Raw genomic sequence first — 25,315 nt, 5'->3', positions numbered from 1 at the left:
TTTCCGGGCCGTCCCCCGATCGCCGCCCATCCTTTCCATCCCGACTTTTCCCGGACCCCCCATGAGCGACACCACCCGTGGCACCGCCGCCCCCACGCCCTACACCCGCACCGGCCGCGCCGCCGATGCACTGCGCACCGTGCGCATCACCCGCGGCTACACGATCCACGCCGAAGGCTCGGTGCTGATCGAGTTCGGCGACACCAAGGTGCTCTGCACCGCGTCGGTCGAAGAAAAGGTGCCGCCGCACAAGAAGGGCAGCGGCGAGGGCTGGGTGACCGCCGAATACGGCATGCTGCCGCGCGCCACCCACACCCGCAGCAGCCGCGAGGCGGCCAAGGGCAAGCAGACCGGCCGCACGCAGGAGATCCAGCGCCTGATCGGCCGCTCGCTGCGCGCGGTGTTCGACCTGAAGGCTTTGGGCGAGCGCACCATCCACCTCGACTGCGACGTGCTGCAGGCCGACGGCGGTACCCGTACCGCGGCGATCACCGGCGCCTTCGTCGCGGCGCAGGACGCGGTCGACACACTGATGGCCCAGAGCAAGCTGGCCGCCTCGCCGATCCGCGGCCATGTGGCGGCGATCTCGGTCGGCATCGTCGCCGGCGTGCCGCTGCTCGACCTGGAGTACGTCGAGGACGTCGACTGCGACACCGACATGAACGTCGTGATGACCGGTGCCGGCCACTATGTCGAGGTGCAGGGCACGGCCGAAGGCGCCGCGTTCACCCGCGCCGAGATGGACCGGCTGCTGGCCCTGGCCGAGAAAGGCATCGCCGAACTGGTCTTGCTGCAGAAGCAATCGCTACAAAAATAATAGCATGATGTCGATGAACCATAAAGGCTCCAAGCACTTTTGACCATGAAAATCGTCCTGGCCTCCAACAACCGCGGCAAGCTGGCCGAGCTGCGGGCGATGTTCGCGCCCTTGGGCGTCGAGCTGCTGCGTCAGGGCGACCTGGGCATCCCGGAGGCCGAGGAGCCCTTCCGCACCTTCGTCGAGAACGCGCTGGCCAAGGCCCGCCACGCCGCACGCGCCAGCGGCCTGCCCGCCATCGCCGACGACGCGGGCCTGTGCGTGCAGGCCTTCGGCGGCCTGCCGGGCGTCGATACCGCCTACTACGCGACGCAGTTCGGCTACCCGAAGGGCGACGACCACAACGTGCGGGCGCTGCTGGAGCAGATGGCGACGGTCGACGACCGCCGCGCCGCGTTGGTCAGCACCCTGGTGGGCGTGCGCAGCGCGGAAGATCCCGAGCCGCTGATCGCCTCGGGCCGGCTGGCCGGCGAGATCGCCCGGGTGCCGGTCGGCGGGCACGGCTTCGGCTTCGATCCGGTGATGTTCCTGCCGGCCTTCGGCCAAACCTGTGCCCAACTGCCGCCCGAGGTGAAGAACGCGCACAGCCATCGGGGCCAGGCCGCACGCCGGATGCTCGAACTCGTCCGCGAGCGCTGGTGATGGCCGGCAGCATTCCGCTTGTCCCGGCCGGCCCGGCGGTCGCACCGCAGCCCGACCTGCTGCACTACATGCGGCCCGGCACGCTGCAGCTGGGCGCGCTGCCGCCGCTGTCGCTCTACGTGCACCTGCCCTGGTGCCTGAAGAAGTGCCCGTACTGCGATTTCAACTCGCACGAGTGGCGAGCAGGCACGCAGGTCGATGCCGGCGCAGCGGGGCAGGGGGCGCGCCCCCCGATCCCCGAGCAGCGGTACGTCGATGCGCTGATGGCCGACCTGGAGGCCGCGCTGCCGCTGGTCTGGGGCCGTACGGTGCACAGCGTGTTCTTCGGCGGCGGCACGCCCAGCCTGTTCTCGCCCGAGGCGATCGAGCGGCTGATCGGCGGCATCCGGGCCCGGGTGCGGCTGGCGGCCGATGCCGAGATCACGCTGGAGGCCAATCCCGGCACCTTCGAGCGCGACCGGTTCCGCGCCTTCCGCGCCGCCGGCGTGACGCGGCTGTCGGTGGGGGTGCAGAGTTTCGACGATGCCCACCTGCGGGCCCTGGGCCGGGTGCACGACCGTGCCCAGGCGCTGGCCGCGGTGGAAGAGGCGGCCTCGGCGTTCGAGACCTTCAACCTCGACCTGATGTACGCCTTGCCCGGCCAGACCATGGCGCAGCTGGAGGCCGACGTCGCCACCGCGCTGGCCCTGGCGCCGCCGCACATCTCGATCTACCACCTGACGATCGAGCCCAACACCTATTTCGCCAAGCATCCGCCGGTCGTGCCCGAGGACGATACCGCCTACGAGATGCTCGACCGCATCACCGAGCGGACCGGCGCCGCCGGCATGGCCCGCTACGAGATCTCGGCCTATGCCAAGCCCGGCCACGGCTGCTTCCACAACCTCAACTACTGGCAGTTCGGCGACTACCTGGGCATCGGCGCGGGTGCGCACGGCAAGCTGAGCTTCGCCCACCGCATCGTGCGGCAGGTGCGGGTGCGCGATCCGCAGCTCTATATGGAGCGTGCACCGGCCGGCAATGCGGTCACGCAGCAGGAAGAGCTGAAGCGCGGCGATCTGCCGTTCGAGTACATGCTCAATGCGCTGAGGCTGCGCGAGGGCTTCCTGCTGCAGGACTTCGCCGACCGCACCGGGCTGTCGGTCGCGGCGATCGCGCCGGCCCTGGCGGAGGCGCAAGCCAAGGGATTGATCACCCGCGACCTGAAGCGGGTGCAGCCGACCGAGCGGGGCTTCGATTTCCTGAGCGACCTGCAGGCGCTCTTTCTTGCGGGCTAAAGCGTGTTGCATCCTGGCGCGACGGCACGGCGGAGCTGCGCGGCCCGCGCCGGGACGCCGCTTCTGCCGTTGCCGTCGCTCGACGCCGAGGATGCCCTGATGGCCGCGAAGTGTTGGCGCAGCGGGGCGCTGTGCGCCGCGGCGGCCGGGCCGAGCAGGGGCCGGCTACGGGGCTCAATGTCCGTCGACCGCCGCCTCGTTCGTCCGGGTCCGGCGGACCACCGTGTCGAGAAACGCGAAGAAGTCCTCGGTCTGTTCCATCTTGTCGAAGACGGCGTCGGCCCCGGCGGCGGAGAACCGGGCGCGCGTGTCGTCGGTCGCATGGTTGGTCAGCCCTACCACGGTGCAGTCGATGCCGCGCTCGCGCATTGCGTTGAGCACGCCCAGGCCGGTGCCCTGCAGCAGGAACATGTCGAGCACCACCACGTCGACCTCGGCCGCATGCTGCCCGAGCCATTCGAGCGCATCGTCCTCGCGCTGGACGAAGCCGACGACTTCGGCGCAGGCCAGTTCCGCCAGCGCCGGGATCAGGCTTTCCAGACTTCGTGGGTTGTCTTCGACGAGGAAGGCGCGGCAGCGAGGTTTCATGGTCCCATTCGAACAAAGGGGTGCGCTGGCTCCCGGTGGCCTGTGCCGAGTGCATTGCGAGCCGTCTCCTGCGGCATGCCCCCGCTGCCTCGGAGGGACAGACGGACCGCACCGGAATGCCCGGAGTGCTCCCAACACAGGTGCAATGGGTGCTCCGGCGGAAGCGGTGAGATTCGAACTCACGGATATCTTTCGACATCGCCGGTTTTCAAGACCGGTGCATTCAACCGCTCTGCCACGCTTCCTGGATAGCTCTCGATTCTAGCCCGCGGAAGTCGTCGGCCCGCCCGTTCGACCGTCTTTCGGACCGCCGGTCGCTGCGCCGTACGCCGCCGGGGTCTGAGCCGTCAGCATTTGGTCGGCCTGGCTGAACTCGTACGCCGGAAACCACAGGTAGGGCAGCCGCATCAGCAACGCCGGAACCGATGCCTGCCGGCATACCGTCTGAAGCCGCTCCGTGTGGGCGATGGCCGCCGTCAACTGCTTGCGGCGCTCCATCAGCGCCGCTGCGGCTTCGGCCAGGGGCTTGAACTGGTGGATCGCATCCTGGATGTCGTAGCCTGCGGCGCCCAGAGCCAGCTCGGTCTCGATGCCCAGGCCTTCGGCGGCGCAGGCATGCTCGCGCACCTCCAGCGCCAGGCCGACATCCACCAGGTCGGCCAACAGGGCGTCCTGGGCGGGCTGGAGGAATGCTTCGTCGGCCGAGGCCAGGGCGGCCTGCAGCTCGCTGCCAGGCAGACGCGCAAGTGCCTTCGACAGAGGGCGGGCCGACGGATTCTCCTTGCGCTGCGCCGTGGGCAGCAGGGAATCGAGCAGGGCGAGCGCCTGCTCCCGCGTATGTCGGATATGGGCGGCCGTGGCGCTCCAGCGGGCGAAATCCGCATCGAACGAGTGCTGCAGCACCTGCAACTCGGCGCGCGCGGATTCCATCGCGTGCCGGGCGGCACGCCACTGCTCCATCTGCACCTGCAGGGTGTCGACGCCCAGCTCCTGCAGCACGCCGATCAGGACCCGCAGCGCATGGCTCCGCGGCGTGCCGGCCGGCGTCTGGCGGTGCGCGTCCCGCAGGGTCGCAACGCAGCGGGCCGTGCCCAGCCGCTCCAGGTGCGCCGCGAGCGCCGCGCCCGCACGCTCGGCCTGGGGGTTGTTCAGGCCGCGGTAGGCATGGCGGTCGACACCGGGGTGCTTCTTGGCTTGCATGTCGGGCCGGGGGAGGAACGTGTGTGCCGTCATGACGGTCGGAGAGGACGGCCGCGCGATAGGTTCCCACGCCCTGCGCCGCGCCCCAGTAGCACGCGGAAACCTCTTGACCGTGGTCCGCAGCCATGATGTTTTGACTCAGGAGAAATGCCCATGCCTACCGAATCCCCGATCCCGACCCCGCCGCTGCAGGTGCCTCCACCTTCCGGCCCGCCGCCCGAAACCCCGATCGGCGACCCGCCACCCCGTCCGACGCAGCAGCCGCCGGTGCAAGATCCCCGTCCGGGCCAATAGCCGGACGCAAAAAAGCCCGCGCCGAGCGCGGGCAAGAGGGGCACCATGAAACAGGTATGGGAGGAGCCACCAGCTTTTGTCGGAACGACGGCGCCATTGAAACGACGGCGCATCTTTGTGATTTTCGGCAAGCTGATGCCTTTTCCACCGTCGGCTACACGGAGTTTCGGGGCTCCGCTTCGCCGTGGTCGATTTCGGTCTTGTAGCGTTCGCGGCCCTGTCGGCTGCCTTCGACGATCGAATCGTCGATGCCGACGGCGCGGTTCTGGGCGGCGTTGGATCCGGATTTGCCACCCCGGTCGCCGCCTTCGAAGGCCTGGTGGTCCAGCTGGTCGGGCGATTCGGGGGCGTCGGAGTCGCGTGGATGGGTAGACGTCATGAAGCTCCTCGCAGTGCGTTAGGGGGTTGGGCCACTCCATGCTAGGCACCCGGGGTGCGCTGCGTGCCAGCGCCGGTGCTAGGCGCCTGTAGGCGTATGCCCATGGAAATCCGGGCACCATGGCCGATGTGCGGAACCCGCAGGCCGTGGTGCCGGTGCGGCCACCGGCCCGCGGGCGCCGGCTCGGCAAACCGCTGCGACCACGCTCATTCCGTTAGCCGGTAGAAGTCCTGGATCGTGTCCCAGGCGTCCTGCGGATCGTCGGTCAGGTGGAACAGCTTGAGGTCGGCGGCCGAGATGGTGCCTTCCTCGACGAGCACGTCGAAGTTGACGACACGGGTCCAGAAACTCTTGCCGAACAGCACGATCGGTACCCGCTTGCTCTTGCCGGTCTGCACCAGGGTGAGCAGTTCGAACAGTTCGTCCAGCGTGCCGAAGCCGCCGGGGAACGCCACCAGCGCCTTGGCCCGCATCATGAAGTGCATCTTGCGCAGCGCGAAGTAATGGAACTTGAACGACAGGCTGGGTGTGATGAAGCGGTTGCCGCTCTGCTCGTGCGGCAGGGCGATATTGAGGCCGACGTTCAGCGCGCCGACTTCGTGCGCCCCGCGGTTGGCCGCCTCCATGATGCCGGGGCCGCCGCCGGTGCAGATGTAGAGTCGTTCTTCCTTGGACCGGGCTTCGCTGTCGGTGGCGACGAGCCGCGCGAACAGGCGGGCCTGCTCGTAATAGTGGGCGTTCTTGACCTTCAGCCGCGCGGCGGCGATGGCGGCGGGCTCGCCCACCGTCTCGGCCGCCTGCAGCAGCGCGGCGGCTTCGTCGGGCGGCAGGAAGCGGGCGCTGCCGTAGACGACCACGGTATTCTCGATGCCCTGGGCCTGCTGGTCGAGGTCGGGCTTGAGCATCTCCAGCTGCATCCGCACGCCGCGGGTCTCGCGGCGGGTCAGGAACTCGGGGTCGGCGAAGGCAAGGCGGTAGGCCTGGGATTGCAGGGCGTTGCCGCTGTCGGAATGCGCATGGAGCGTGGCCCAGGCATCGGCGATGCGGTTGTCGTTGAGGTTGTGGGTGGAATCCATCCCGCCATTGTGGGGGATTGCCGTGATGGTCCGCCGCGGTGCGGGCAGGCCTGGAACAGGCGAGGCAGAATGTCGCTTCGCCACGCCGACATCCGCCTCTTTCCCCACGACCCTGCCACGCACCAGGCCCCGCGGCAGTGCCGGCCACGCCGCCTGCCCCCATGACAATCCCCACGTACCAGTTCCGCGACCTCCTGAAGGAACGCGCCTTCATCCGTTTCTGGTCTGCGCGCCTGTTCGGCACCGCCGGGCAGCAGATGCTGATGGTGGCGGTGGGCTGGCAGATGTACGAGCTGACCGGCAGCGCCTGGGACCTGGGCCTGGTGGGGCTTTACCAGTTCGTGCCGGCCCTGCTGCTGACCCTGGTGGCGGGGCAAGTGGCCGACCGGCTGCACCGCGGGCACATCGTGGCCGCCTGCTTCTTCACCCAGGGCGCGGTGGCGCTGACCCTGGTGCTGGCGACCGAGGGCCATTGGGTCGGCCGGTCGCTGCTGCTGGCCTTGTCGGTGGTGCTGGGCATGGTGCGGGCCTTCCAGATGCCGGCCCAGCAGGCGCTCACGCCCGCGCTGGTGCCGCCCCTGATGCTGCCGCGGGCGATGGCGTTCAGCGCGGCGGGCTCGCAGGCGGCGATCATCGGCGGGCCGGCGCTGGGCGGCGTGATCTTCGTGGCCGGCGCCACGGCGGTCTACGGCACCTGCGTGGCGCTGTTCGCGATGGGCAGCCTGCTGGTGAAGCGGCTCGGCTACGCCCACGTGGCCGCGCCACGGGCGCCGGTGTCGCTGCAGACGCTGCTGGCCGGCGTGCGGTTCATCTGGCACCGCAAGCCGGTGCTGGGCGCGGTGTCGCTCGATCTGTTCGCGGTGCTGCTGGGCGGCGCGGTGGCGCTGCTGCCGATCTACGCCAAGGACATCCTGCACACCGGCCCCTGGGGCCTGGGCATGCTGCGGGCGGCCCCTGCCGTCGGGGCGTTGACGATGTCGGTGGTGCTGACCCGCTGGCCGCTGGAGCGCAAGGTGGGCGCCCGCATGCTGGTCGCGGTGGGCATCTTCGGGCTGGCCACGCTGGTCTTCGGCCTGTCGCACAACCTGTGGCTGTCGCTGGTGGCGCTGGCCGTCACCGGCGGTGCCGACATGGTGAGCGTGGTGGTGCGCCAGACGCTGGTGCAGCTGGAGACGCCCGACGCGATGCGCGGCCGGGTGAGCGCGGTCAACTCGGTCTTCATCGGCGCCAGCAACCAGCTGGGAGAGTTCGAGTCGGGCGCCACCGCCGCACTGCTCGGCCCGGTGGGCTCGGTGGTGTTCGGCGGCGTCGGCACGATGCTGGTGGCGCTGATGTGGTTCCGCCTGTTCCCCAGCCTGGCCCGGCGCGACGAGATGCTATCGAAACGATAGCTGGTGGTCCGCGCACTGCGCAGGCTGCAGCCCTTTTTCCCTTGAAATTCAGCGAAAAGCCGCCAGCGCCCACTGCGCGCTGCGCAGTCCGGCGAAGGTCAGCAGCAGCGAGCCGGCGATGTGCATCGCCGCGGTGCCCAGCGCCAGGGCGTAGCGCTGCTGCAGCAGCATGCCGACCACCTCGCCCGAGAAGCTGGAGAAGGTGGTGAGCGTGCCCAGGAAGCCGGTGATCACCATCAGCCGCCAGGCCGGGTCCAGGTTGGGCAATCCGTTGAACACGCCGATCGCCAAGCCGATGAGGTAGCCGCCGATCAGGTTGACCGCCAGCGTGCCCCAGGGCAGCACGCTGCCCGGGTTGAGCCACAGCGCGAAGCCCCAGCGCAGCAGGGCGCCGACACAGGCGGCGATGCAGATGACGGAGACGTTGAGCAGCATGGCGCGCAGTATCGCAGCCGCTGCGGCGGGTTCCCTCAGCCCGCCGGCAGCGGCGCGCCGTCCTTGCCCATCACCATGTCGGGTAGAAAAGTCACGATCTGCGGAAACAGCGTGATCAGCGCGATGCATACCACCAGGCAGGCGAAGAACGGGATCGCCGCCTTGGCGATCAGGTTGCTGTCCCGGCCGGTCATGTTCTGCAGCACGAAGAGGTTGAAGCCCACCGGCGGCGTCACCTCGGCGATTTCGACCAGCAGGATCACGAAGATGCCGAACCACACCAGGTCGAAGCCCGCCTTCTGGATCATCGGCAGCACCACCGCGCTGGTCAGCACGATCATGCTGATGCCGTCGAGCGCGGTGCCCAGCACCAGGTACACCAGCACCAGCACCGAGATCAGCGCGTAGGGCGACAGGTGCATGCCGTCGACCCATTCGGCCAGCTCGCGCGGGATGCCGGTGAAGGCCATCGTCTTGGTGAGGAAGGCCGCGCCCGCCAGGATGAACATGATCATGCAGCTGGTGCGGGTGGCGCCCATCACGCCGTCCTTGAAGTTCTGCCAGGTCAGGCTGCGGCCGTAGGCGGCGATGGCCAGCGAGCCCAGCACGCCGAAGGCCGCGCACTCCGTGGCCGTGGCCCAGCCGGCCACCAGCACCCAGACGATGAAGACGATCAGCAGCGCGCACGGGATCAGGTTGCCCGAGGCCTTCAACTTCTGCATGAAGCTGCTGGGCGGATCGGCCGGCGGCACCTGGTCCGGGTGGCGATGGCTCCACCAGCCGATGTAGCCGGAGAACAGCACCATCAGCAGCAGGCTGGGCAGGAAGCCCGCCAGGAAGATGCGGATGATCGACGCATCGGCCGCCACCGCGTAGACCACCATCGTGATCGAAGGCGGGATCAGGATTCCGAGCGTGCCGGCGGTGGCCAGCGAGCCGATGGCCAGGTTCTCGTTGTAGCCGCGCTTCTTCAGCTCGGGCAGGGCCACCTTGGCGATGGTGGCGCAGGTGGCGGCCGACGAGCCCGACACCGATCCGAACACGCCGCAGCCGAGCACGGTGGTGTGCATCAGCCGTCCCGGCACCCGGTTGAGCCAGGGGCGCAGGCCCTCGAACATCTCCTCGCTGAGCTTGGTGCGGAACAGGATCTCGCCCATCCAAATGAAGAGCGGCAGCGCGGCCAGCTCCCACGAAGCGTTGCTTTCCCAGAACGCCGAGAACAGGTTCTTGCCGGGCAGGGTGTTGGTGAAGAACGCCTGGCCGATCCAGCCGACGATCGCCAGCGTCATCGCGATCCAGACGCCGCCGGCCAGCAGCACCAGCATGATGCCGAGCAGCATGCCGCCCATGAGCAGGGTGTCAGACATGAGGAAAATCCTGGAGGGAGTGGCCTCGGAAACCGAAGGAAGGACGGGAGAAGGACGAAGGGCGGCGCGCCGGCGGTGTGCCGGGAGGCGCGTGGCAGGCGAGCGGGCGGGGCATCAGACTTCGGACGAGAAATCGCCCGCGGCGTGGCGCTCTTCCACCGCGCGCTGGTAGCCCGGCTTGCCGCCCTGCAGCACTGTGACCAGTTCGTCGAGCACCGCCAGCATCAGCAGCCAGCAGCCGACCACGAAGGTCGATTGCGGAATCCAGATCGGGATCGCGACCAGGCCGGTCGCCACCTCGGCGAATTCGTAGCTCTCCCAGGTAAAGGCGGTGGCCCACCAGGTGAGATAGCCGACGGCGGCGGTCGCGATGGCCAGGCACACCGCGTCCATCCAGCGGCGCACCCGCGGCGGCACCCATTCCAGCACCAGCGTCACCCGCACGAAGTCGCCGTGGCGAAACGCATGCGCCATCGCCAGGAAGGCGGCGGCCGCGCAGAGCCAGGCCACCACGTCGTTGATGCCGCTGACCCGCAGGTTGACCTGCCGGCCCACGCCCGCCACGATCATCAGAAGGAAGATGGCGACCACGCAGGCCGCGCCCAGGGCGCCGGCAGCATCGAACAGACGCGCCAGCACCCGACGCAGCGGGCCGGGCGCATAGGCCGCGGCATTCACCGCGCCGGCCGCCGGCACGGCGGCAGCCGGGGGCCGAACGGCGCTCATGGTTTGCGGTAGGCGTCGAGGATCGCGGCACCGTCGGCACCGGCGGCCTTCAGCCAGTCGGCCTGCATGATGCTGCCGACCTGGCGCATGTCGGCGTCGAGCTTGGGCGAGGGCTTCATGATCTTCATGCCACGCTCGGTCAGGAGCCGCTTGTACTCCTCGTTCTTGGCTTCGGCCACCTTCCAGCCACGGGCTTCGGCATCGGCAGCGGCCTTGGTCACCGCGGCCTGGGTGGCGGCGTCGAGCGCGTTGAAGCTCTTCATGTTGACCAGCACCGCGTTTTTCGGAATCCACGCCTGGGTGTCGTAGAAGTTCTTGATGCTCTCGTAGGTCTTGGTGTCGTAGCCGGTGGAGCTAGAGGTCATGAAGGCCTCGATCACGCCGGTGGCCATCGCGGCGCTGAGTTCGGCCTGCTGGATCTGCACCGGCTGCGCGCCGATCAGCTCGGCGATCTTGGCGGTGGCCGGACTGTAGGCGCGCCATTTGATGCCGCGCAGATCTGCGACGGAGACCACTTCGCGTTTGCTGTAGATGCCCTGCGGCGCCCACGGCACCGAGAACAGGATCTTCATGCCCTGGGCGGCCAGCAGCTTGTCGGTGGCGGGTTTGGACACGTCGTAGAGCTTGCGCGATTCGGCATAGGTGGTGGCCAGGAAGGGCACGCCGTCGAGCGCGTAGATCGGGTTCTCGTTGGAGAAGTTGGCCAGCAGGATCTCGCCGGCCTGCGCCTGGCCGCTCTGCACCGCGCGCTTGATCTCGGGCGCCTTGAACAGCGAGGCGTTGGCGTGCACCGTGACTTTGAGCTTTCCGCCGGTTGCCGCTTCCACGTCCTTGGCGAACTGGGCGATGTTCTCGGTGTGGTAGTTGGTGGCCGGGTAGGCGCTGGGCAGGTCCCACCTGGCCTGTGCGAAGGCACAGACCTGGGCCAGCAGCGCGACCGCACAGGCGGCCAGGGTTCTACGGTTCATGGGAGCGATTCCTCGGTGAAGGCCGATGGGTTGCGGGAAAGGACATCGGGCACTGTGACCGTTCGCGCTTCGGGCGAGAACGGTAGATTCCCTTGCGCCGGCCGGCGTGTCCGGTAATGGGGTAAAGCAAAAAAGGTGCCACTGTCCGGCGGCAGGGGAAGGCCGACCCGTCAGTTGCGGTCCGCTTCCCCATACGCTCCCAACGCCGGCGGCACGCCGCCCAGCCGGGCCTGCCGATGTCGGAACAGGACGGCCCGCATCAGGAAGATGGTCGTCACCGGAATCGTCAGTGCCACGAACACCGAGATCAGCAGCGCATGCACCGCCAGCGTGCCGTCGCGGGCCGAGAAGTACACGATGGTGGCGCAGGCCAGCGTCCAGCCACCCATCGTCGAGCCGAGCGTGGTGGCGTGGATGCGCTGGAAGAAGGTCGACAGCCGCAGCACGCCGACCGAGCCGATCAGCGCCATCGTGCTGCCGACCAGCGCCAGCACACCGACGACGATCTCGGCCCAGAGCGGCAGGTGCGCCGGCGTCATTCGATCACCTCGCCGCGGAGCAGGAACTTGGCCATGGCGGTCGAGCCGACGAAGCCGAACAGGGCGATCAGCATCGTCGCCTCGAAGTACATGCTGCTGCCGTACTGCAGGCCCATCACCAGCATCACCAGCATGCCGTTGATGTAGAAGCAGTCGAGCGCCAGCACCCGGTCCTGCGCGCTCGGGCCCTTGAGCATCCGCAGCAGGCAGCAGGCCATCGCCAGCACCAGGCAGTCCAGGGCCACCCACAGCGTCCAGTGCAGGAAGGGGCTCATTCGAAGATCTCCATCAGGGGGCGCTCGTAGCGCTGCTTGATGTCGGCGATCAGCGCTTCCGGATCGCGTGCATCGAAGACGTGAAGCAGCAGCATGCTGCGGTCCAGCGCCAGCTCGGCCCAGGCGGTGCCCGGCGTCACGCAGGTGATCATGGCCAGCACGGCCAGCGCGTTGGGGTCGCGCAGGTCGAGCGGTATGTGCACGAAGTCCGACGGGATGTCCCGGGCCCGGCGGGTGAGCAGCAGGCGCGCGGTGTGCAGGTTGGACTGCATCGCATCGACGAACACGGTGCCGAGCAGCTTCAGCACCACCCCCGGCCGCCGGATGCGCACCGGCGCCGGGCGCAGGCTGGCGGTGAGCAACGGGCCGACGACGGCCACCAGCGCGGCCATCAGCAGCGTGGCGGGCCCGACCGACTGGGTCAGCAGCAACCACAGCACGAACAGCGCCGCGGCCAGCAGCGGATGCGGGAAGATCCGGCGCAGCAGTTTCATGGCGTGGCTCCGGGGCTGGTGCCCGAGCCGGGCGCGGTGCCGGCGGCGGGCTCGGAGTCGTACTTCTTCGGGTTGGGCACCGTCTTGGCCTGCATCACGGCCGAGATGTAGCTGCCAGGCGCCTTCAGCCCGGCGGCGGTGTCGGCGGTGTAGCGCATCGCCCGTTCGCCGAAGACGCTCAGCAGGATGCAGGCGCCCAGCAGCGCCGCGACCGGAAATCCTTCGGCGATCCGCAGGTGCGGGATGCCGCGTCCGTGGGCGGCCCAGAAATGGCGGATGCCGGTGCGGCTCATCGCGATCAGCGTCAGCAGTCCCGATGCCACCACCAGCGCCAGCAGCATCCACTGGGTGGTGCCGGGCCGGTTGGCGATGCCGGGGACGCCCGCCGCATCGGTGATGCCCTGGTCCAGCCCGAGCGGGTTGAGCAATGCCGACAGCATCGCCACCTTGCCGAGGAAACCCGACAAGGGCGGCAAACCGGCCAGCAGCAGCGTGCAGGCCATGAACGACAGGCCCAGGAAGGCGATGGCCGCCGGGATCGCGCGGCCGATCAGCTCGGCCTGCTCCTCGTCGAGGTTGATGCCGATCAGTGGCTTCAAATCGGGCGTGAGGAAGGGCGCGTTGTCGGCCCGTTCGTGCGGGGCGTAGGTGGCGCCGTCGTTGCGCCAGCGCTCCATCAGATCGACCAGCAGGAAGAGCGCGCTGAGCGCGAGCGTCGAGGAGACCATGTAGTACAGCGCACCGGCGGTCAAAGCGCTTTGGCCGAAACCCATCGCCGCCAGCAGGGTGCCCGACGACACCAGCACGCCGTAGCCCGCCAGAACGCCAAGCCTCTGCGAGGCCAGCATGCCGATCGCGCCGAAGGCCAGGGTGAGCATGCCGGCCGCGATCAGCCAGTTGCCGCCGAAGAAGGCCGACTCGCCCGCGTCGGCGGAGAACAGCAGCGACCACAGCCGCAGCAGCGTGTAGATGCCCACCTTGCTCATGATGGCGAAGATGCCCGCGACCGGAGCGGTGGCGGCGCTGTAGGCCGGCACCAGCCAGAAGTTGAGCGGCCAGACTGCGGCCTTGGTGAGAAAGGCCACCGACAGGACCGCCGCGGCCGCGTGCAGCAGGCCCCAGTCGGCGGTGGCCACTTGTGGAATGCGCTGCGCCAGGTCGGCCATGTTCAGCGTGCCGGTCACGCCGTAGAGCATCGCGGTGCCGATCAGGAACAGCGACGACGCTGCCAGATTGATCGCGATGTAGTGCAGGCTGGCCTGCACCCGGCTGCGGCCCGAACCGTGCAGCAGCAGGCCGTAGGAGGCGGCCAGCATGATCTCGAAGAACACGAACAGGTTGAACAGGTCGGCCGTCAGGAACGCGCCGGCCAGGCCCATCAGCTGGAACTGGAACAGCGGATGGAAGTGCACGCCGGCGCGGTGCCAGCGAGAGGACGCGAACAGGATCGAGGCCAGCGCCACCATGCCGGCCAGCACCAGCATCAGTGCGGAGAGCCGGTCGATCGCCAGCACGATGCCGAAGGGCGCGGGCCAGTTGCCGGGCAGGTAGACGCCCACCGTGCCGACCGAGCCGTGGTGGTCGACCCAGCGCAGCAGCCCGACGGCCACCACCAGCCACAGGCCGGTGGACATCAGGTTGACGCCGAGCTTCAGGCGCCGGCGCTCCTCGCCCGCCAGCAGCATCAGCGCGCCGGTGAGCATCGGCAGCAGGATCGGTGCCAACAGGACATGGGGCATTGAGGTCTCGATCCAGCGGCTCATGGCTTCGGCTCCTCGCCGCCGTCGACATGGTCGGAGCCGGTGAGGCCGCGCAGGGCCATCATCACCACCAGGAACAGCGCGGTCATGGCGAAGCCGATGACGATCGCAGTCAGCACCAGGGCCTGCGGCAACGGATCGTCGTAGTACTGCAGGGTCGCCGGCAGGTGCGGCAGAAGCACCGGCTCACGGTCGACCGAGAGCCGGCCCATCGCGAAGATGAACAGGTTGACCGCGTACGAGATCAGCGACAGGCCGATGATCACCTGGAAGGTCCGGGGCCGCAGCACCAGCCAGACGCCCGATGCGGTGAAGATGCCGATGGCGGCCGCCAGGACGATCTCCATTCAGGCGTCTGCCTTCACCGTCGCTGCCGCGGCGGCACGCAGCGCGGCCACCGGCACGCCGACCTGGGCTTCCTCGTCGCCGTCTTCCCGTGCCTGGTAGCGGTGGGCGCGTACCGACTGGTGGGCCAGCGAGGTGAGGATCAGGATGGTGGCGCCGACCACCAGCGTGAATACGCCGATGTCGAAGAAGAGGGCGCTGGCAATGTGCATCTCGCCCAGGATCGGCAGATCGAGGTGCGCGGTGTGGGTCGTCATGAACGGGTAGCCCAGGAACCAGGGGCCGACACCGGTGGCGATCGCGGTCAGCAGGCCGAAGGCGATCCATTGCCGCGGGCGCAGCCGCAGGTGCGCCTCGACCCACTGGGTGCCCGAGACGATGTACTGCAACAGCAGCGCCACCGACATCACCAGCCCCGCGACGAAGCCGCCGCCCGGCTCGTTGTGGCCGCGCAGGAACAGGTAGACCGAGGCGACGCCCGCCAGCGGGAACAGCAGCCGGACCAGCACAGCCGGCACCATCAGGTAGCCGACGGCGGAGTCGGCCACGTTGCGCGGGTTGATCAGGTCGGTGTTGGCGTTCTCCGACTGGGCGCGCTGCTGCGGCGGTAGCTGCATCGTCTCGCCCGCCGGCCGGAAGCGGCGCAGCAAGGCGTAGATGGTGAGCCCCACCACGCCCAGCACCACGATTTCTCCGAAAGTGTCGAAGCCGCGGAAGTCGACCAGCATCACGTTGACCACGTTGGTGCCGCCGCCTTCGGACAGGGAGCGCTCCAGAAAAAATTCGGAGATGCTCTGCGGGAAGTCGCGGGTCATCATCGCGTAGGCGATCGTGGCCATGCCGCCGCCGGCCGCCAGGGCGACGAGCAGATCGCGCAGCCGCCGCATTCTCTTGGATGGCGACCAGCGCCCGTCGTCGAAGCGCTTCTCGATGCGCCGTGGCAGCCAGCGCAGGCCGAGCAGGATCAGCACCGTGGTGACCACCTCGACCGAAAGCTGGGTCAAGGCCAGATCGGGCGCGGAGAACCAGACGAAAGTGATGCAGCAGACCAGCCCCGCACCGCCGAGCAGCGTCAGGGCGGCCAATCGGTGGTACTTGGCCTGCCAGGCGGCACCGACGGCGCAGGCGACGCCCAGCAGCCACAGCAGCACGAAAGCGGGCGAGGCCGGCAGCAACGCGCGGTCGCCCGGTGCAGCACCCCGATTCCACAACCCGGCGGTGCTCGCCGCCACGGTCATGCCCACCAGCCACAGCAGCTGCGCCTGCAGCCGGCGCGTGCCGAGCAGCCGGCGCCCGGTGCGGGCCAGCACGGCCAGCGTGGTCAGCACCCGGTGGAAGATGCGCTGGCCGTCCAGCAGGCCCACCAGCGGAGCGCGCACGATCCGGCCGCTGCGCAACTGGGCACGCACCGCCAGATACACGACGATGCCGCCACCGAGCGCCACCAGGCTCATCGCGAAAGGCAGGTTGAAGCCGTGCCAGACGGCCAGGCTGTACGCGGGCAGGGTCTCGCCCACCACCGGCAGCGCGCTGGTGCCGAGCACCCGGCCGATCGAAAATTCGGGCACCACGCCCACCACCAGGCAGGCCAGCACCAGCAGCTCGACCGGCACCCGCATCCAGTGCGGCGGCTCGTGCGGCGTGTGCGGCAGGTCGCTGGCGCGGGGGCCGAAGAACACGTCTACGGTGAAGCGCAGGGAGTAGGCGACGCTGAAGATGCCGGCGACGGTGGCGGCCACCGGCAGGCCGATCTCGATCCAGCGCGAGGCACTGAGGAAGGTGGTCTCGGCGAAGAACATCTCCTTCGACAGGAAACCGTTGAGCAATGGCACGCCGGCCATGGCCGCGCTGGCGACCATCGCCAGCGTGCCGGTGATCGGCATCGGCCGGAACAGTCCCGACAGCCGCCGGATGTCCCGCGTGCCGCTCTCGTGGTCGATGATGCCGGCGGCCATGAACAGCGATGCCTTGAAGGTCGCGTGGTTCATGATGTGGAAGACCGCGGCGACCGCCGCCATCGGACTGTTGAGGCCCAGCAGCAGCGTGATCAGGCCCAGGTGCGAGATGGTCGAGTAGGCCAGCAGGCCCTTCAGATCGTTCTGGAACATCGCCGCGTAGGCGCCCAGCAGCAGGGTGCAGAGGCCCGCGCCTCCGACCAGCCAGAACCATTCGTCGGTTCCGGCCAGCACCGGCCAGAGCCGTGCCATCAGGAACACGCCGGCCTTCACCATCGTGGCCGAGTGCAAATAGGCGGAGACCGGCGTCGGCGCCGCCATCGCATGCGGCAACCAGAACTGGAAGGGGAACTGCGCGCTCTTGGTGAGCGCGCCCAGCAGGATCAGCAGCAGCGTCGGCAGGTAGAGCGGATGGGCGCGCACCAGATCGCCTTCGGCCAGCACCACGTCTAGGTCGTAGCTGCCCACGATGTGCCCGAGCAGCAGCAGGCCCGCCATCAGGCACAGCCCACCGCTGCCGGTGACGGTGAGCGCCATGCGCGCGCCGCGGCGGGCATCCTTGCGGTGGTGCCAGTAGCCGATCAGCAGGAACGAGAAAAGGCTGGTCAGCTCCCAGAAGAAGGCCAACTGCAGCAGGTTGCCCGAGAGCACCACGCCGACCATCGCCCCCATGAACGCGAGAAAGAAGGCGAAGAAGCGCGGCACCGGATCGGCCGGCGACATGTAGTAGCGGGCGTACAGCACCACCAGCGTCCCGATGCCCAGCACCAGCATGCAGAACATCCAGGCGAAGCCGTCCATCCGAAGCGAGAACTCGAGCCCGATCGAAGGGATCCACGAGAAGTTCTGCCGGATCACGCCGCCGTCGGCGATGCGGGGAAAGTACAGCGCGGTCCGGACCGTGCAGTACAGGCCGATCAGTCCGGCGAGGGTGGATTCACGGTTGCGCGCATTGGCCGGGAGCATGCCGGCAAGCAGGCTGCCGGCGAAGGGGAGGAGGACAAGCGCGAGGAGTTGGGACATTCGCCGGCCATTCTAGGGCGTGACCCGGCAGCGGGCCTGATAGGCGCCGACGCTGGCGCTGTGCCTTGAACGTATCCCGGCTACGCGCTCGGATGCGCACCGCTCAGTCGTCGCCGTGTGATTTGAGCCGGCTGCGAGCCTCGTGTACCACGGCCGGAGCGTCTTCGACAGCGTTGCGCACCTCGTCCCCTAAAGATCGCGCGATACCCACGGCGATGATCTCGTGCCGAACCTCCGCCATGCGATCGTGCTTCGGATGTCTTCCGAGTGAACGCTGCAACAGGTCGGATACCACGTCCGTCCAGTGGATCGCGCGCGCATGGCCCGGCCTCACCATCGTGTTCATCTTCGCGGCAACCCGTTGCGCGAACGCACGGCTTTCGACCGGCGTCAGCGCGAAAACCTCTTCGGCAGGATGCTGAAAACCGGTGTAGTCCAAGATCTCCAGATGCATCTGGAGTTCGATTTGCCGTTACTCGATCAAGTCGTCGAGTCGCTGGTAGAGGTCTGTGGCGACCGCTGCTCCCGCGTCGCTCCCGTGCCTGAACAAAACGGGTTCGGGCGGTCCGCTGCTGAACCGGCCATCGCTTGCCATGATCGCCGGACCATCGTCCCAGGCATCGAGGACGACATCGTGATCACGGCCTTCCGCAGTGCGGATTTCGACAAATTCGTGATCGACTCCCACCGGTTTCACAAGATTCGCCGTCTCGCCTGGGCGAAGCTTGCCTGCATGCAGGGACAGTGCGACCGATGCGTGATCTCCGCAATTGCCTGCCTGCACGAACAGCGCGGTGGCTGCCAACGCGATACGTGGATGCCTTTCGGGGCCCGAAGACCAAACCCCGGACAAGCTGCGTGCGATGTGGACCCGCCGTGTACTTTCGTGCTCCGTCCTCCGGATGTCCATGTCGACGTTACCTCGTCCGAGACGCAGGCCACGCCGCGTTTCGAGGAGCGTTTCGTTCGCGAGGTCGAGCCTGGCCAGATCCTCGCCTTCGACTGGACGTCCATCCACATGGCGTAACAACAAGTAGCCCGCCAACGGTCTTTTTTCGACCGGCACGCCCGGCAGAGACAAGGCCTTGTTCCAGAGGCGCTCCTGCTCTTGCTTTCGCTCCGCGATGCGTCGCTCTGCGAATCTTTTTAGCGCTTCGCAATCTATCGAGCGAGGCCGCGAAGGAACGTCCGTCGGTGCCTCTCGCAGTGGATGTGGAGGTCTGCGTTCGGCCAGATCGGCCACCACCGGACCCAGTGCATGGCGCGTGAGGGCCTGCGGATCGCCAGGGGTCAGTACGTCTTGCAGACCCGTCGCATGAGATGTGATGCGCATGGTGGTGTATGGAGAAATGTAGCCGATGATCGAATCGCCACTGTTGCGTCCCCCAGCCGCGCGGCACCGCCCGCATCCGCGCGCCGGGTCAGGGCTTTGCCGGCATGGTGGTGTTGCCCGCTGCGGTTTTGGCCTCGGATTTTTGCGGCCTGACCGGCTTGGCGGGCTTTTCAGGCAACGGCGCCGCCGCGACGGGTTTGGCCACCGGATAGGCTACACCGTTCACTGTAAGGCCCTCGGCCGAATACTTGCTGGCGGTGGTGGTGCCCACGCCCCGCACCCGTGCGATGAAGTCGGGCCAGTCCTTGTACGGCGATTTCTTGCGCTCGTCCAGGATGCGGGTCGACTTGGCCGGCCCGATGCCCTTGATCCCGTCGAGATCGGCGGCACTGGCCTGGTTCACATCGACCGCGCCGAACGATGCGGTGGTGCAGAGCATCGCGGCGATCGCCAACATTTTTTTCAGCATGGAGCGCTCCTGAGTAGCTGGGGAACACGGCAGAGGCGGCCCCGTGCCGCCGCTGCCTGCGATCAACGTCCGCCGCGCAACGGGCGTTGACGGAGCATGCTAAACCTCACAGCTCCTCGACCCGGCGCGGAGGATAGCTGTCCCAGGTCTGGCAACCCGGGCACTGCCAGAAATGCTGCTGAGCCTCGAAGCCGCAGGCCGCGCAACGGAAGCGCATCAGCGGCTTGGTGGCATGGTCGAGCGCACGCTGCACGATCGGGTGGAACTGCTCCTCCTGCAACTCCTCGCCGGCCAGCCATTTGGCGGCGGCGACCAGCGACGGCTCCCGTTCCAGATGGCGAACGTACCAGTCGCGGCCGTCGCGCTCGGTCCTGCCATGCGCGGTCTGTTGCAGGCGGACCACCGCGTCCAGCAAGTCGAGCGACGGGCTCTGTTCGTAGTAGGCGGTGAGCAGTGCCAACGCCTCGTCCGCGCGGCCGCTGGCCTGGGCGGTCTCGGAGAACTGCGCCGCCACCAGCGGCAACGCGGTCGGTGCCACGTCGAGCAGGGTGCGCAGGGTATCGAACGACTCCGATGCCTGACCGGCGTGCCGCTGCAGCTGTGCCAGCTCTATACGGGGGCGGGGGGCGTCGGGGGCGGTGTCCAGTGCCTGCTCCAGCAAGGTGCGGGCGGCGTCGAGCTGGCCGGCGATCACCTGGGTGGCGGCCTGCTCGCACAGGTAGTGCGCCCGCCGCGTGGTGAAGTTGCCCTGGCCGGATGTGGTGAGGCGCACTGTGATGGCGGCGGCCTGCTCCCAGTCGCGCGAGCGCTCGTAAATCGCCAGCAGCGCCAGCCGAGCCTGCTCCTCGAAGGGCGTACCTTCCAGCCGCCGCAGGGCTTCCTCTGCCCGGTCGAGCAGGCCGGCCTTCAGGAAATCGAGCGCCAGGGCGTGCTGGGCACGCTCGCGGTCGACGCGGCCCAGGTCGCCACGGGAGAGCAGGTGCTGGTGCACCCGCACCGCGCGCTCGTACTCGCCGCGGCGCCGGAACAGGTTGCCGAGCGCGAAGTGCAGTTCCGACGTGTCGGGATCGTTCTGCACCGCCTCGATGAAGGCGTCGATCGCCTGGTCCTGCTGCTCGTTGAGCAGGTAATTCAGGCCCTTGAAATACGCTTTGGGCGCCTGCCGGTTCTCCACGCGCAATTGGCGCAGATCGAAACGCGACGCCAGCCAGCCGAGGACGAACGCCACCGGCAGGCCCAGGAGGATCCATCCCAGCCCGATATCAAAGTCCATGCGGTATCTGTGTGATGGCGGGCAGCGGCTGCTCGGCAGCGGCCGCGGGGGGTACGGCATCGGCGGCGGGGCGGTGCACCCGGCGGGCGGCGCTGCGGTGCATCCACCAGCGCGGCACCATGCCGAGCACGCCGACCACGATGCCGAGCGCGAAGGCGCTCAGCACCACCAGCACCAGGGGCGCGCTCCAATGGGTACCGAAGAAGAAGTGCACCGTCGCGTCCTGCTGGTTGTTCAGCGCGAAAGCGAACAGCGTAAAAAAGATGGCTGCCTTGAGCAGCCACGTGAGGTATTTCATCCGTCTCCTCGGCGTGACGGAACGATTCTAGTGGCGCACGGTACGCCGCTCAGGCCTGCCGCCGCTGGAGCGGCGTGCCGGTGGTCGTGGCCTCGATCTCGGCGGTACGGGCATCGACCGCCTCGCGCAAGGCCTTGCCCGGCTTGAAATGCGGAACCCGCTTCTCGGGGATCGCCACGCTTTCGCCGCTGCGGGGATTGCGCCCCATGCGCGGCGAGCGGTGGCTCACCGAAAAGCTTCCGAAGCCCCGGATCTCGATGCGGTGGCCGCGCACCAGCGCCTCGCTCACCGCGTCCAGGATCGCCTTGACGGCGGTCTCGGCATCGCGGTGTGCCAGTTGGCCGAAGCGGGCGGCCAGTTCCTCGACGAGATCGGATCGGGTCATGTGCGAAAAGTAAGTCGATACGCAGGACGATCCTCGCCAGGAATACCCGGATCTGGCGATGCCAGTCCGCAGGTATTTCTCCGGCAGGGGGTTGGCGTAGCGACACGAAGTTCGCGCAGCCGGGGGGAGAGTTTACTTTTCGCTGTTGTCGAGCTTGGCGCGCAGCAGGGCGCCCAAGCTGGTGGTGCCGGCGCTTTCACGCGACGACTGCTGGCTCAGGTTGGCCATCGCGCCTTGTTCGTCGGCCATGTCCTTGGCCTTGATCGAGAGCTGGATGTTGCGGGTCTTGCGATCCACGTTGACGACCACGGCGGTGACTTCGTCGCCTTCCTTCAGCACATTGCGGGCATCTTCCACGCGGTCGCGGGAGATTTCCGAAGCGCGCAGGTAGCCCAGGATGCCGTCGGCCAGCTCGATCTCGGCGCCACGGGCGTCCACGGTCTTGACCTTGCCGGTCACGATCTGACCCTTGTCGTTGACCGTGGTGAAGGTGGTGAACTCGTCGGAGTCGAGCTGCTTGATGCCCAGCGAAATACGTTCGCGGTCCACGTCGACGGCCAGCACGATCGCTTCGACTTCCTGGCCCTTCTTGTAGTTGCGCACGGCAGCTTCGCCCGGCTCGTTCCAGGACAGGTCGGACAGGTGCACCAAACCGTCGATGCCGGCAGCCAGGCCCACGAACACACCGAAGTCGGTGATCGACTTGATGGGACCTTTGACGCGGTCGCCGCGCTTGGTGTCCTGGGCGAATTCCTGCCAAGGGTTGGCCTTGCACTGCTTCATGCCCAGGCTGATGCGGCGCTTGTCTTCGTCGATCTCGAGGACCATGACTTCGACTTCGTCACCCAGCGACACGAGCTTGGAAGGCGCGACGTTCTTGTTGGTCCAGTCCATTTCGGACACGTGTACCAGGCCTTCGATGCCCGGCTCGAGTTCTACGAACGCGCCGTAGTCGGCGATGTTGGTGACCTTGCCGAATAGGCGGGTCGACTGCGGGTAGCGGCGCGAAACGCCCATCCACGGGTCGTCGCCCATCTGCTTGAGGCCCAGCGAGACACGGTTCTTTTCGGTGTCGAACTTCAGGATCTTGGCGGTGATTTCCTGGCCGGCGGTGACCACTTCCGACGGGTGGCGGACGCGGCGCCATGCCATGTCGGTGATGTGCAGCAGGCCGTCGATGCCGCCGAGGTCCACGAACGCACCGTATTCGGTGATGTTCTTGACCACGCCGTTGACGATGGCGCCTTCCTTCAGGGTTTCCATCAGCTTGGCGCGCTCTTCGCCCATCGACGCTTCCACGACGGCGCGGCGCGACAGCACCACGTTGTTGCGCTTGCGGTCGAGCTTGATGACCTTGAATTCCAGGGTCTTGTTCTCGTACGGGGTCAGGTCCTTGACCGGACGGGTGTCGATCAGCGAGCCCGGCAGGAACGCCCGGATGCCGTTGACCAAAACCGTCAGGCCGCCCTTGACCTTGCCGCTGGTGGTGCCGGTGACGAATTCGCCGGATTCCAGCGCCTTCTCAAGGCTCATCCACGAGGCGAGGCGCTTGGCCTTGTCGCGCGAGAGGATGGTATCGCCGTAGCCGTTTTCGATGGCGTCGATGGCCACCGACACGAAGTCGCCGACCTGGACTTCGACTTCGCCCTTGTCGTTCTTGAACTCGTCGAGCGGCACGTAGGCTTCGGACTTCAGACCGGCGTTGACCACGACGAAGCTGTGCTCGATACGCACGACTTCGGCGGTGATGACCTCGCCCGGGCGCATTTCCGAGCGCTGGATCGATTCTTCAAAAAGGGCGGCAAAAGATTCGGACATAATTTTCCTGTTCCGTACGCAGGTTTACGCCCACGGAAGTGCGGGCGTTTCTAAGACTGGTGCGGCAGTGGTTGTGCGGAAGGTTCCGCGGAGGTTGCATGAACCCGGACGTCGGTGCGCAGAGAGCGCGGCGGAACGCCAGGGACCGGTTTCTTCGAGCGTCAGGTGTGCGGCACAGGGCCGAACGGCATGCGTGCCTGCCACCAGGCAACCACCTGTTCGACCGACGATTCGACGGTCGAACCAGAGTTGTCGAGTACCAGGGCGTCGCTTGCGGGCTTGAGCGGTGCGACCGCGCGGGACGAGTCCCGCAGGTCGCGTGCTTCCAAGTCTGCGCGAAGACTGTCGATATTAGCTGGAATTCCCTTAGAAATCAACTGCTTATGGCGCCTTTCCGCCCGGTGTGCGGCGCTGGCCGTCAAATAGACCTTCAAGGTGGCCTGCGGGAAGATCACGGTGCCCATGTCGCGGCCGTCGGCGACCAGCCCCGGAAGCCGCCGAAAGCCGTGCTGCAGGGCCACCAGGGCCTCGCGTACCGTCGGAAGGGCCGAGACGCGCGAGGCGTTCATGCCGGTCTCTTCGGTGCGGATCGCGTCGGTCACGTCGTCCTCGCCCAGCCAGACCCGGCTGGCATGGAAGCGTACCGGCAGGCCGCGGGCGAGGGAGGCGATAGCGGATTCGTGGGCCGTGTCGATCGCCAGGCCGGCGCGCAGGGCGGCCAGGGCGGCGATGCGGTACATCGCGCCGGAATCGAGGAAGTGGTAGCCCAGCCGGGCCGCGACCGCCGCGGCGACCGTGCCCTTGCCCGACGCGGTCGGACCGTCGACGCACAGCACCGGAATCCGCTCGGTCGGCGTGGAGGCGACCGAGAACAGCGACTCGAAATAGTCGGGAAAGGTCTTGGCGACGCACTTCGGATCGAGGATGCGCACCGGCAGCCCATCCGGATTGAAGGCCGCCAGCGAGAAGCACATGGCGATCCGGTGGTCGTCGTAGGTGTGGATGCTGGCCGGCAACCACTGTCCCTGCGGCAGCGGATGGATGCGCAGCCAGTCGGCGCCTTCCTCCACCGTGGCGCCCAGCTTGCGCGCCTCAACGGCCATCGCGGCGATGCGGTCGGTTTCCTTGACGCGCCAGCTGCCGATGTTGCGCAGGGTGCTGGGGCCGTCGGCATAGAGCGCCATTACCGCCAGGGTCATCGCCGCATCGGGGATGTGGTTGCAGTCCAGGTCGATCGCGCGCAGCGGCCAGGCGCCGCGGGCGATGTCGAGGTGGTTCGGCCCGCTCTCGACCTGTGCGCCCATCTGGCGGGCGGCCTCGACGAAGCGGACATCGCCCTGGATCGATGCGGCGCCCAGGCCCTGGATTTTGATGCCTTTCGTGCCTGCAGCCGACGCCGCGAGCGCGCCAAGTGCTATGAAATAGCTAGCGGACGACGCATCGGCCTCGACATGGATGCTGCCCGGCGACCGGTAGCGGCTGCCGCCCGGGATGGTGAACCGCTGCCAGCCGTCGCGCTGCACCGCGATGCCGAAACGGGCCAGCAGGTTGAGGGTGATGTCGACATAAGGCCGCGAGATCAGCTCGCCCCGCACCTCGACCACCACGTCGCGCTCGGCCGCCACCAGCGGCAGCGCCAGCAGCAGGGCGGTCAGGAACTGACTCGACACGTCGCCACGCACCGGGATCGGCGCGTCCAGTACCAGCGCGGGCCGGCCGATGGCCAAGGGCGGGAAGCCGTCTTTGCCCAGGTAGTCGATCCGGCAGCCGAGCGCGCGCAGCGCCACGACCAGATCGCCGATCGGCCGCTCGTGCATGCGCGGCACGCCTTCGAGGGTGAAATCGCCGCCGAGGATCGCCAGCGCCGCCGTCAGCGGCCGCATCGCGGTCCCGGCGTTGCCCAGGAAAAGCCGTGCAGCGGCGGCCGGCGGCCTGCCGCCCAGCCCGGTGACGGCGACGGTGCCTGCCGCCTCCGCCACGCCGCAGCCCAGCTGGACCAGCGCGGCCAGCATTACGCGGGTGTCGTCGGAGTCGAGCAGGTCGAAGACGGTAGTCGTGCCCTCGCTCAGCGCGGCCAGCAGCAGGATGCGGTTGGAGATGCTCTTGGAGCCGGGCAGCGCCACGGTGCCGCCGGCATGGGCCAGGGCGGGAAGGTCCAGGAATTCGGTGGCGTACATGCGAGCGGGAG

General features: G+C 68.0%; 26 protein-coding genes and 1 tRNA gene. 4 read left to right on the top strand and 23 right to left on the bottom strand.

Annotated features, from left to right (window positions below; genetic code table 11):
• Positions 1-61 precede the first annotated feature (61 nt).
• Genes rph through hemW form a run of 3 tightly spaced genes read left to right on the top strand, consistent with a single transcriptional unit; the run spans position 62 to position 2,736 of the window.
• Positions 62-817 (top strand): ribonuclease PH, encoded by a 756-nt coding sequence (gene rph / locus DFQ15_RS09645; protein WP_110465781.1) that lies wholly within the window; start codon positions 62-64, stop codon positions 815-817.
• Between the two features lie 45 nt (positions 818-862).
• Entirely contained in the window at positions 863-1,459 is a 597-nt protein-coding gene (locus DFQ15_RS09640) for a non-canonical purine NTP pyrophosphatase (protein WP_110465780.1), read from the top strand.
• The gene (gene hemW, locus DFQ15_RS09635; protein ID WP_110465779.1) at positions 1,459-2,736 is read left to right on the top strand and encodes a radical SAM family heme chaperone HemW; all 1,278 of its coding nucleotides are present in this window, start codon (positions 1,459-1,461) and stop codon (positions 2,734-2,736) included. Before DFQ15_RS09640 ends, hemW begins: the two co-directional genes overlap by 1 nt.
• A gap of 174 nt (positions 2,737-2,910) precedes the next feature.
• Here the strand turns inward: hemW and DFQ15_RS09630 are convergent, their stop codons facing one another.
• From DFQ15_RS09630 to DFQ15_RS09610, 5 genes are all read right to left on the bottom strand, one after another.
• Positions 2,911-3,324: a response regulator gene (locus tag DFQ15_RS09630; RefSeq protein WP_110465778.1), complete on the bottom strand. Its 414-nt coding sequence runs from the start codon at positions 3,322-3,324 to the stop codon at positions 2,911-2,913.
• 158 nt (positions 3,325-3,482) lie between these two features.
• Positions 3,483-3,569 (bottom strand) — tRNA-Ser (locus tag DFQ15_RS09625).
• A gap of 16 nt (positions 3,570-3,585) precedes the next feature.
• Positions 3,586-4,557, bottom strand: a complete 972-nt coding sequence (locus DFQ15_RS09620; RefSeq protein ID WP_146228712.1) for a hypothetical protein — start codon at positions 4,555-4,557, stop codon at positions 3,586-3,588.
• A gap of 415 nt (positions 4,558-4,972) precedes the next feature.
• The gene (locus DFQ15_RS09615; protein ID WP_110465776.1) at positions 4,973-5,197 is read right to left on the bottom strand and encodes a hypothetical protein; all 225 of its coding nucleotides are present in this window, start codon (positions 5,195-5,197) and stop codon (positions 4,973-4,975) included.
• A 206-nt stretch (positions 5,198-5,403) separates the two neighbouring features.
• On the bottom strand, positions 5,404-6,273 hold the full coding sequence (locus DFQ15_RS09610) for an LOG family protein (RefSeq protein ID WP_110465775.1): 870 nt from the start codon (positions 6,271-6,273) through the stop codon (positions 5,404-5,406).
• Between the two features lie 161 nt (positions 6,274-6,434).
• Between DFQ15_RS09610 and DFQ15_RS09605 the strand changes: the two genes are divergently transcribed.
• Positions 6,435-7,664, top strand: a complete 1,230-nt coding sequence (locus tag DFQ15_RS09605) for an MFS transporter (RefSeq protein WP_110465774.1) — start codon at positions 6,435-6,437, stop codon at positions 7,662-7,664.
• A gap of 48 nt (positions 7,665-7,712) precedes the next feature.
• On the opposite strand, the gene crcB is transcribed toward DFQ15_RS09605, so the two are convergent.
• The 18 genes from crcB to DFQ15_RS09515 form a co-directional block, all read right to left on the bottom strand.
• A complete protein-coding gene (gene crcB / locus DFQ15_RS09600; protein WP_110465773.1) occupies positions 7,713-8,099 on the bottom strand; it encodes a fluoride efflux transporter CrcB in 387 nt (128 codons plus the stop codon).
• A 35-nt stretch (positions 8,100-8,134) separates the two neighbouring features.
• Positions 8,135-9,466: a TRAP transporter large permease gene (locus DFQ15_RS09595; protein WP_110465772.1), complete on the bottom strand. Its 1,332-nt coding sequence runs from the start codon at positions 9,464-9,466 to the stop codon at positions 8,135-8,137.
• 114 nt (positions 9,467-9,580) lie between these two features.
• Positions 9,581-10,114, bottom strand: coding sequence for a TRAP transporter small permease (locus DFQ15_RS09590; RefSeq protein WP_110465795.1), 534 nt, complete (start codon positions 10,112-10,114; stop codon positions 9,581-9,583).
• Positions 10,115-10,188: 74 nt separating this feature from the next.
• Positions 10,189-11,160 carry a TRAP transporter substrate-binding protein gene (locus DFQ15_RS09585; RefSeq protein WP_110465771.1) on the bottom strand — a complete coding sequence of 324 codons (972 nt, stop codon included), beginning with the start codon at positions 11,158-11,160 and terminating at the stop codon, positions 10,189-10,191.
• 170 nt (positions 11,161-11,330) lie between these two features.
• Entirely contained in the window at positions 11,331-11,699 is a 369-nt protein-coding gene (locus DFQ15_RS09580) for a cation:proton antiporter (RefSeq protein ID WP_110465770.1), read from the bottom strand.
• The gene (locus tag DFQ15_RS09575) at positions 11,696-11,974 is read right to left on the bottom strand and encodes a K+/H+ antiporter subunit F (RefSeq protein WP_110465769.1); all 279 of its coding nucleotides are present in this window, start codon (positions 11,972-11,974) and stop codon (positions 11,696-11,698) included. The genes DFQ15_RS09580 and DFQ15_RS09575 overlap by 4 nt, the downstream gene beginning before the upstream one ends.
• On the bottom strand, positions 11,971-12,468 hold the full coding sequence (locus DFQ15_RS09570; protein ID WP_110465768.1) for a Na+/H+ antiporter subunit E: 498 nt from the start codon (positions 12,466-12,468) through the stop codon (positions 11,971-11,973). Before DFQ15_RS09570 ends, DFQ15_RS09575 begins: the two co-directional genes overlap by 4 nt.
• The gene (locus tag DFQ15_RS09565; protein WP_110465767.1) at positions 12,465-14,231 is read right to left on the bottom strand and encodes a monovalent cation/H+ antiporter subunit D; all 1,767 of its coding nucleotides are present in this window, start codon (positions 14,229-14,231) and stop codon (positions 12,465-12,467) included. Before DFQ15_RS09565 ends, DFQ15_RS09570 begins: the two co-directional genes overlap by 4 nt.
• A complete protein-coding gene (locus tag DFQ15_RS09560) occupies positions 14,228-14,575 on the bottom strand; it encodes a Na+/H+ antiporter subunit C (protein ID WP_110465766.1) in 348 nt (115 codons plus the stop codon). The genes DFQ15_RS09565 and DFQ15_RS09560 overlap by 4 nt, the downstream gene beginning before the upstream one ends.
• Complete coding sequence (locus DFQ15_RS09555; RefSeq protein WP_110465765.1) at positions 14,576-17,551, bottom strand: monovalent cation/H+ antiporter subunit A; 2,976 nt, start codon at positions 17,549-17,551, stop codon at positions 14,576-14,578.
• A 103-nt stretch (positions 17,552-17,654) separates the two neighbouring features.
• Complete coding sequence (locus tag DFQ15_RS09550; RefSeq protein WP_110465764.1) at positions 17,655-18,005, bottom strand: hypothetical protein; 351 nt, start codon at positions 18,003-18,005, stop codon at positions 17,655-17,657.
• Between the two features lie 18 nt (positions 18,006-18,023).
• Entirely contained in the window at positions 18,024-18,884 is an 861-nt protein-coding gene (locus DFQ15_RS17110) for a hypothetical protein (protein ID WP_146228711.1), read from the bottom strand.
• An 88-nt stretch (positions 18,885-18,972) separates the two neighbouring features.
• Entirely contained in the window at positions 18,973-19,353 is a 381-nt protein-coding gene (locus tag DFQ15_RS09540) for a ComEA family DNA-binding protein (RefSeq protein WP_110465762.1), read from the bottom strand.
• Between the two features lie 106 nt (positions 19,354-19,459).
• The gene (gene lapB, locus DFQ15_RS09535) at positions 19,460-20,626 is read right to left on the bottom strand and encodes a lipopolysaccharide assembly protein LapB (protein ID WP_110465761.1); all 1,167 of its coding nucleotides are present in this window, start codon (positions 20,624-20,626) and stop codon (positions 19,460-19,462) included.
• Positions 20,616-20,924 carry a LapA family protein gene (locus tag DFQ15_RS09530; RefSeq protein WP_110465760.1) on the bottom strand — a complete coding sequence of 103 codons (309 nt, stop codon included), beginning with the start codon at positions 20,922-20,924 and terminating at the stop codon, positions 20,616-20,618. Before DFQ15_RS09530 ends, lapB begins: the two co-directional genes overlap by 11 nt.
• 49 nt (positions 20,925-20,973) lie before the next feature.
• Positions 20,974-21,309 (bottom strand): integration host factor subunit beta, encoded by a 336-nt coding sequence (locus tag DFQ15_RS09525; protein ID WP_110465759.1) that lies wholly within the window; start codon positions 21,307-21,309, stop codon positions 20,974-20,976.
• Between the two features lie 132 nt (positions 21,310-21,441).
• Positions 21,442-23,127, bottom strand: coding sequence for a 30S ribosomal protein S1 (gene rpsA, locus DFQ15_RS09520; RefSeq protein WP_110465758.1), 1,686 nt, complete (start codon positions 23,125-23,127; stop codon positions 21,442-21,444).
• Between the two features lie 161 nt (positions 23,128-23,288).
• Positions 23,289-25,304, bottom strand: a complete 2,016-nt coding sequence (locus DFQ15_RS09515) for a bifunctional 3-phosphoshikimate 1-carboxyvinyltransferase/cytidylate kinase (RefSeq protein WP_110465757.1) — start codon at positions 25,302-25,304, stop codon at positions 23,289-23,291.
• Positions 25,305-25,315 lie beyond the last annotated feature (11 nt).

The organism is Xylophilus ampelinus (assembly GCF_003217575.1).
Lineage (GTDB): Bacteria > Pseudomonadota > Gammaproteobacteria > Burkholderiales > Burkholderiaceae_C > Xylophilus > Xylophilus ampelinus.
Note: the sequence above shows the minus strand (reverse complement) of the source record. Positions and strands in the feature narration are given on the sequence as shown.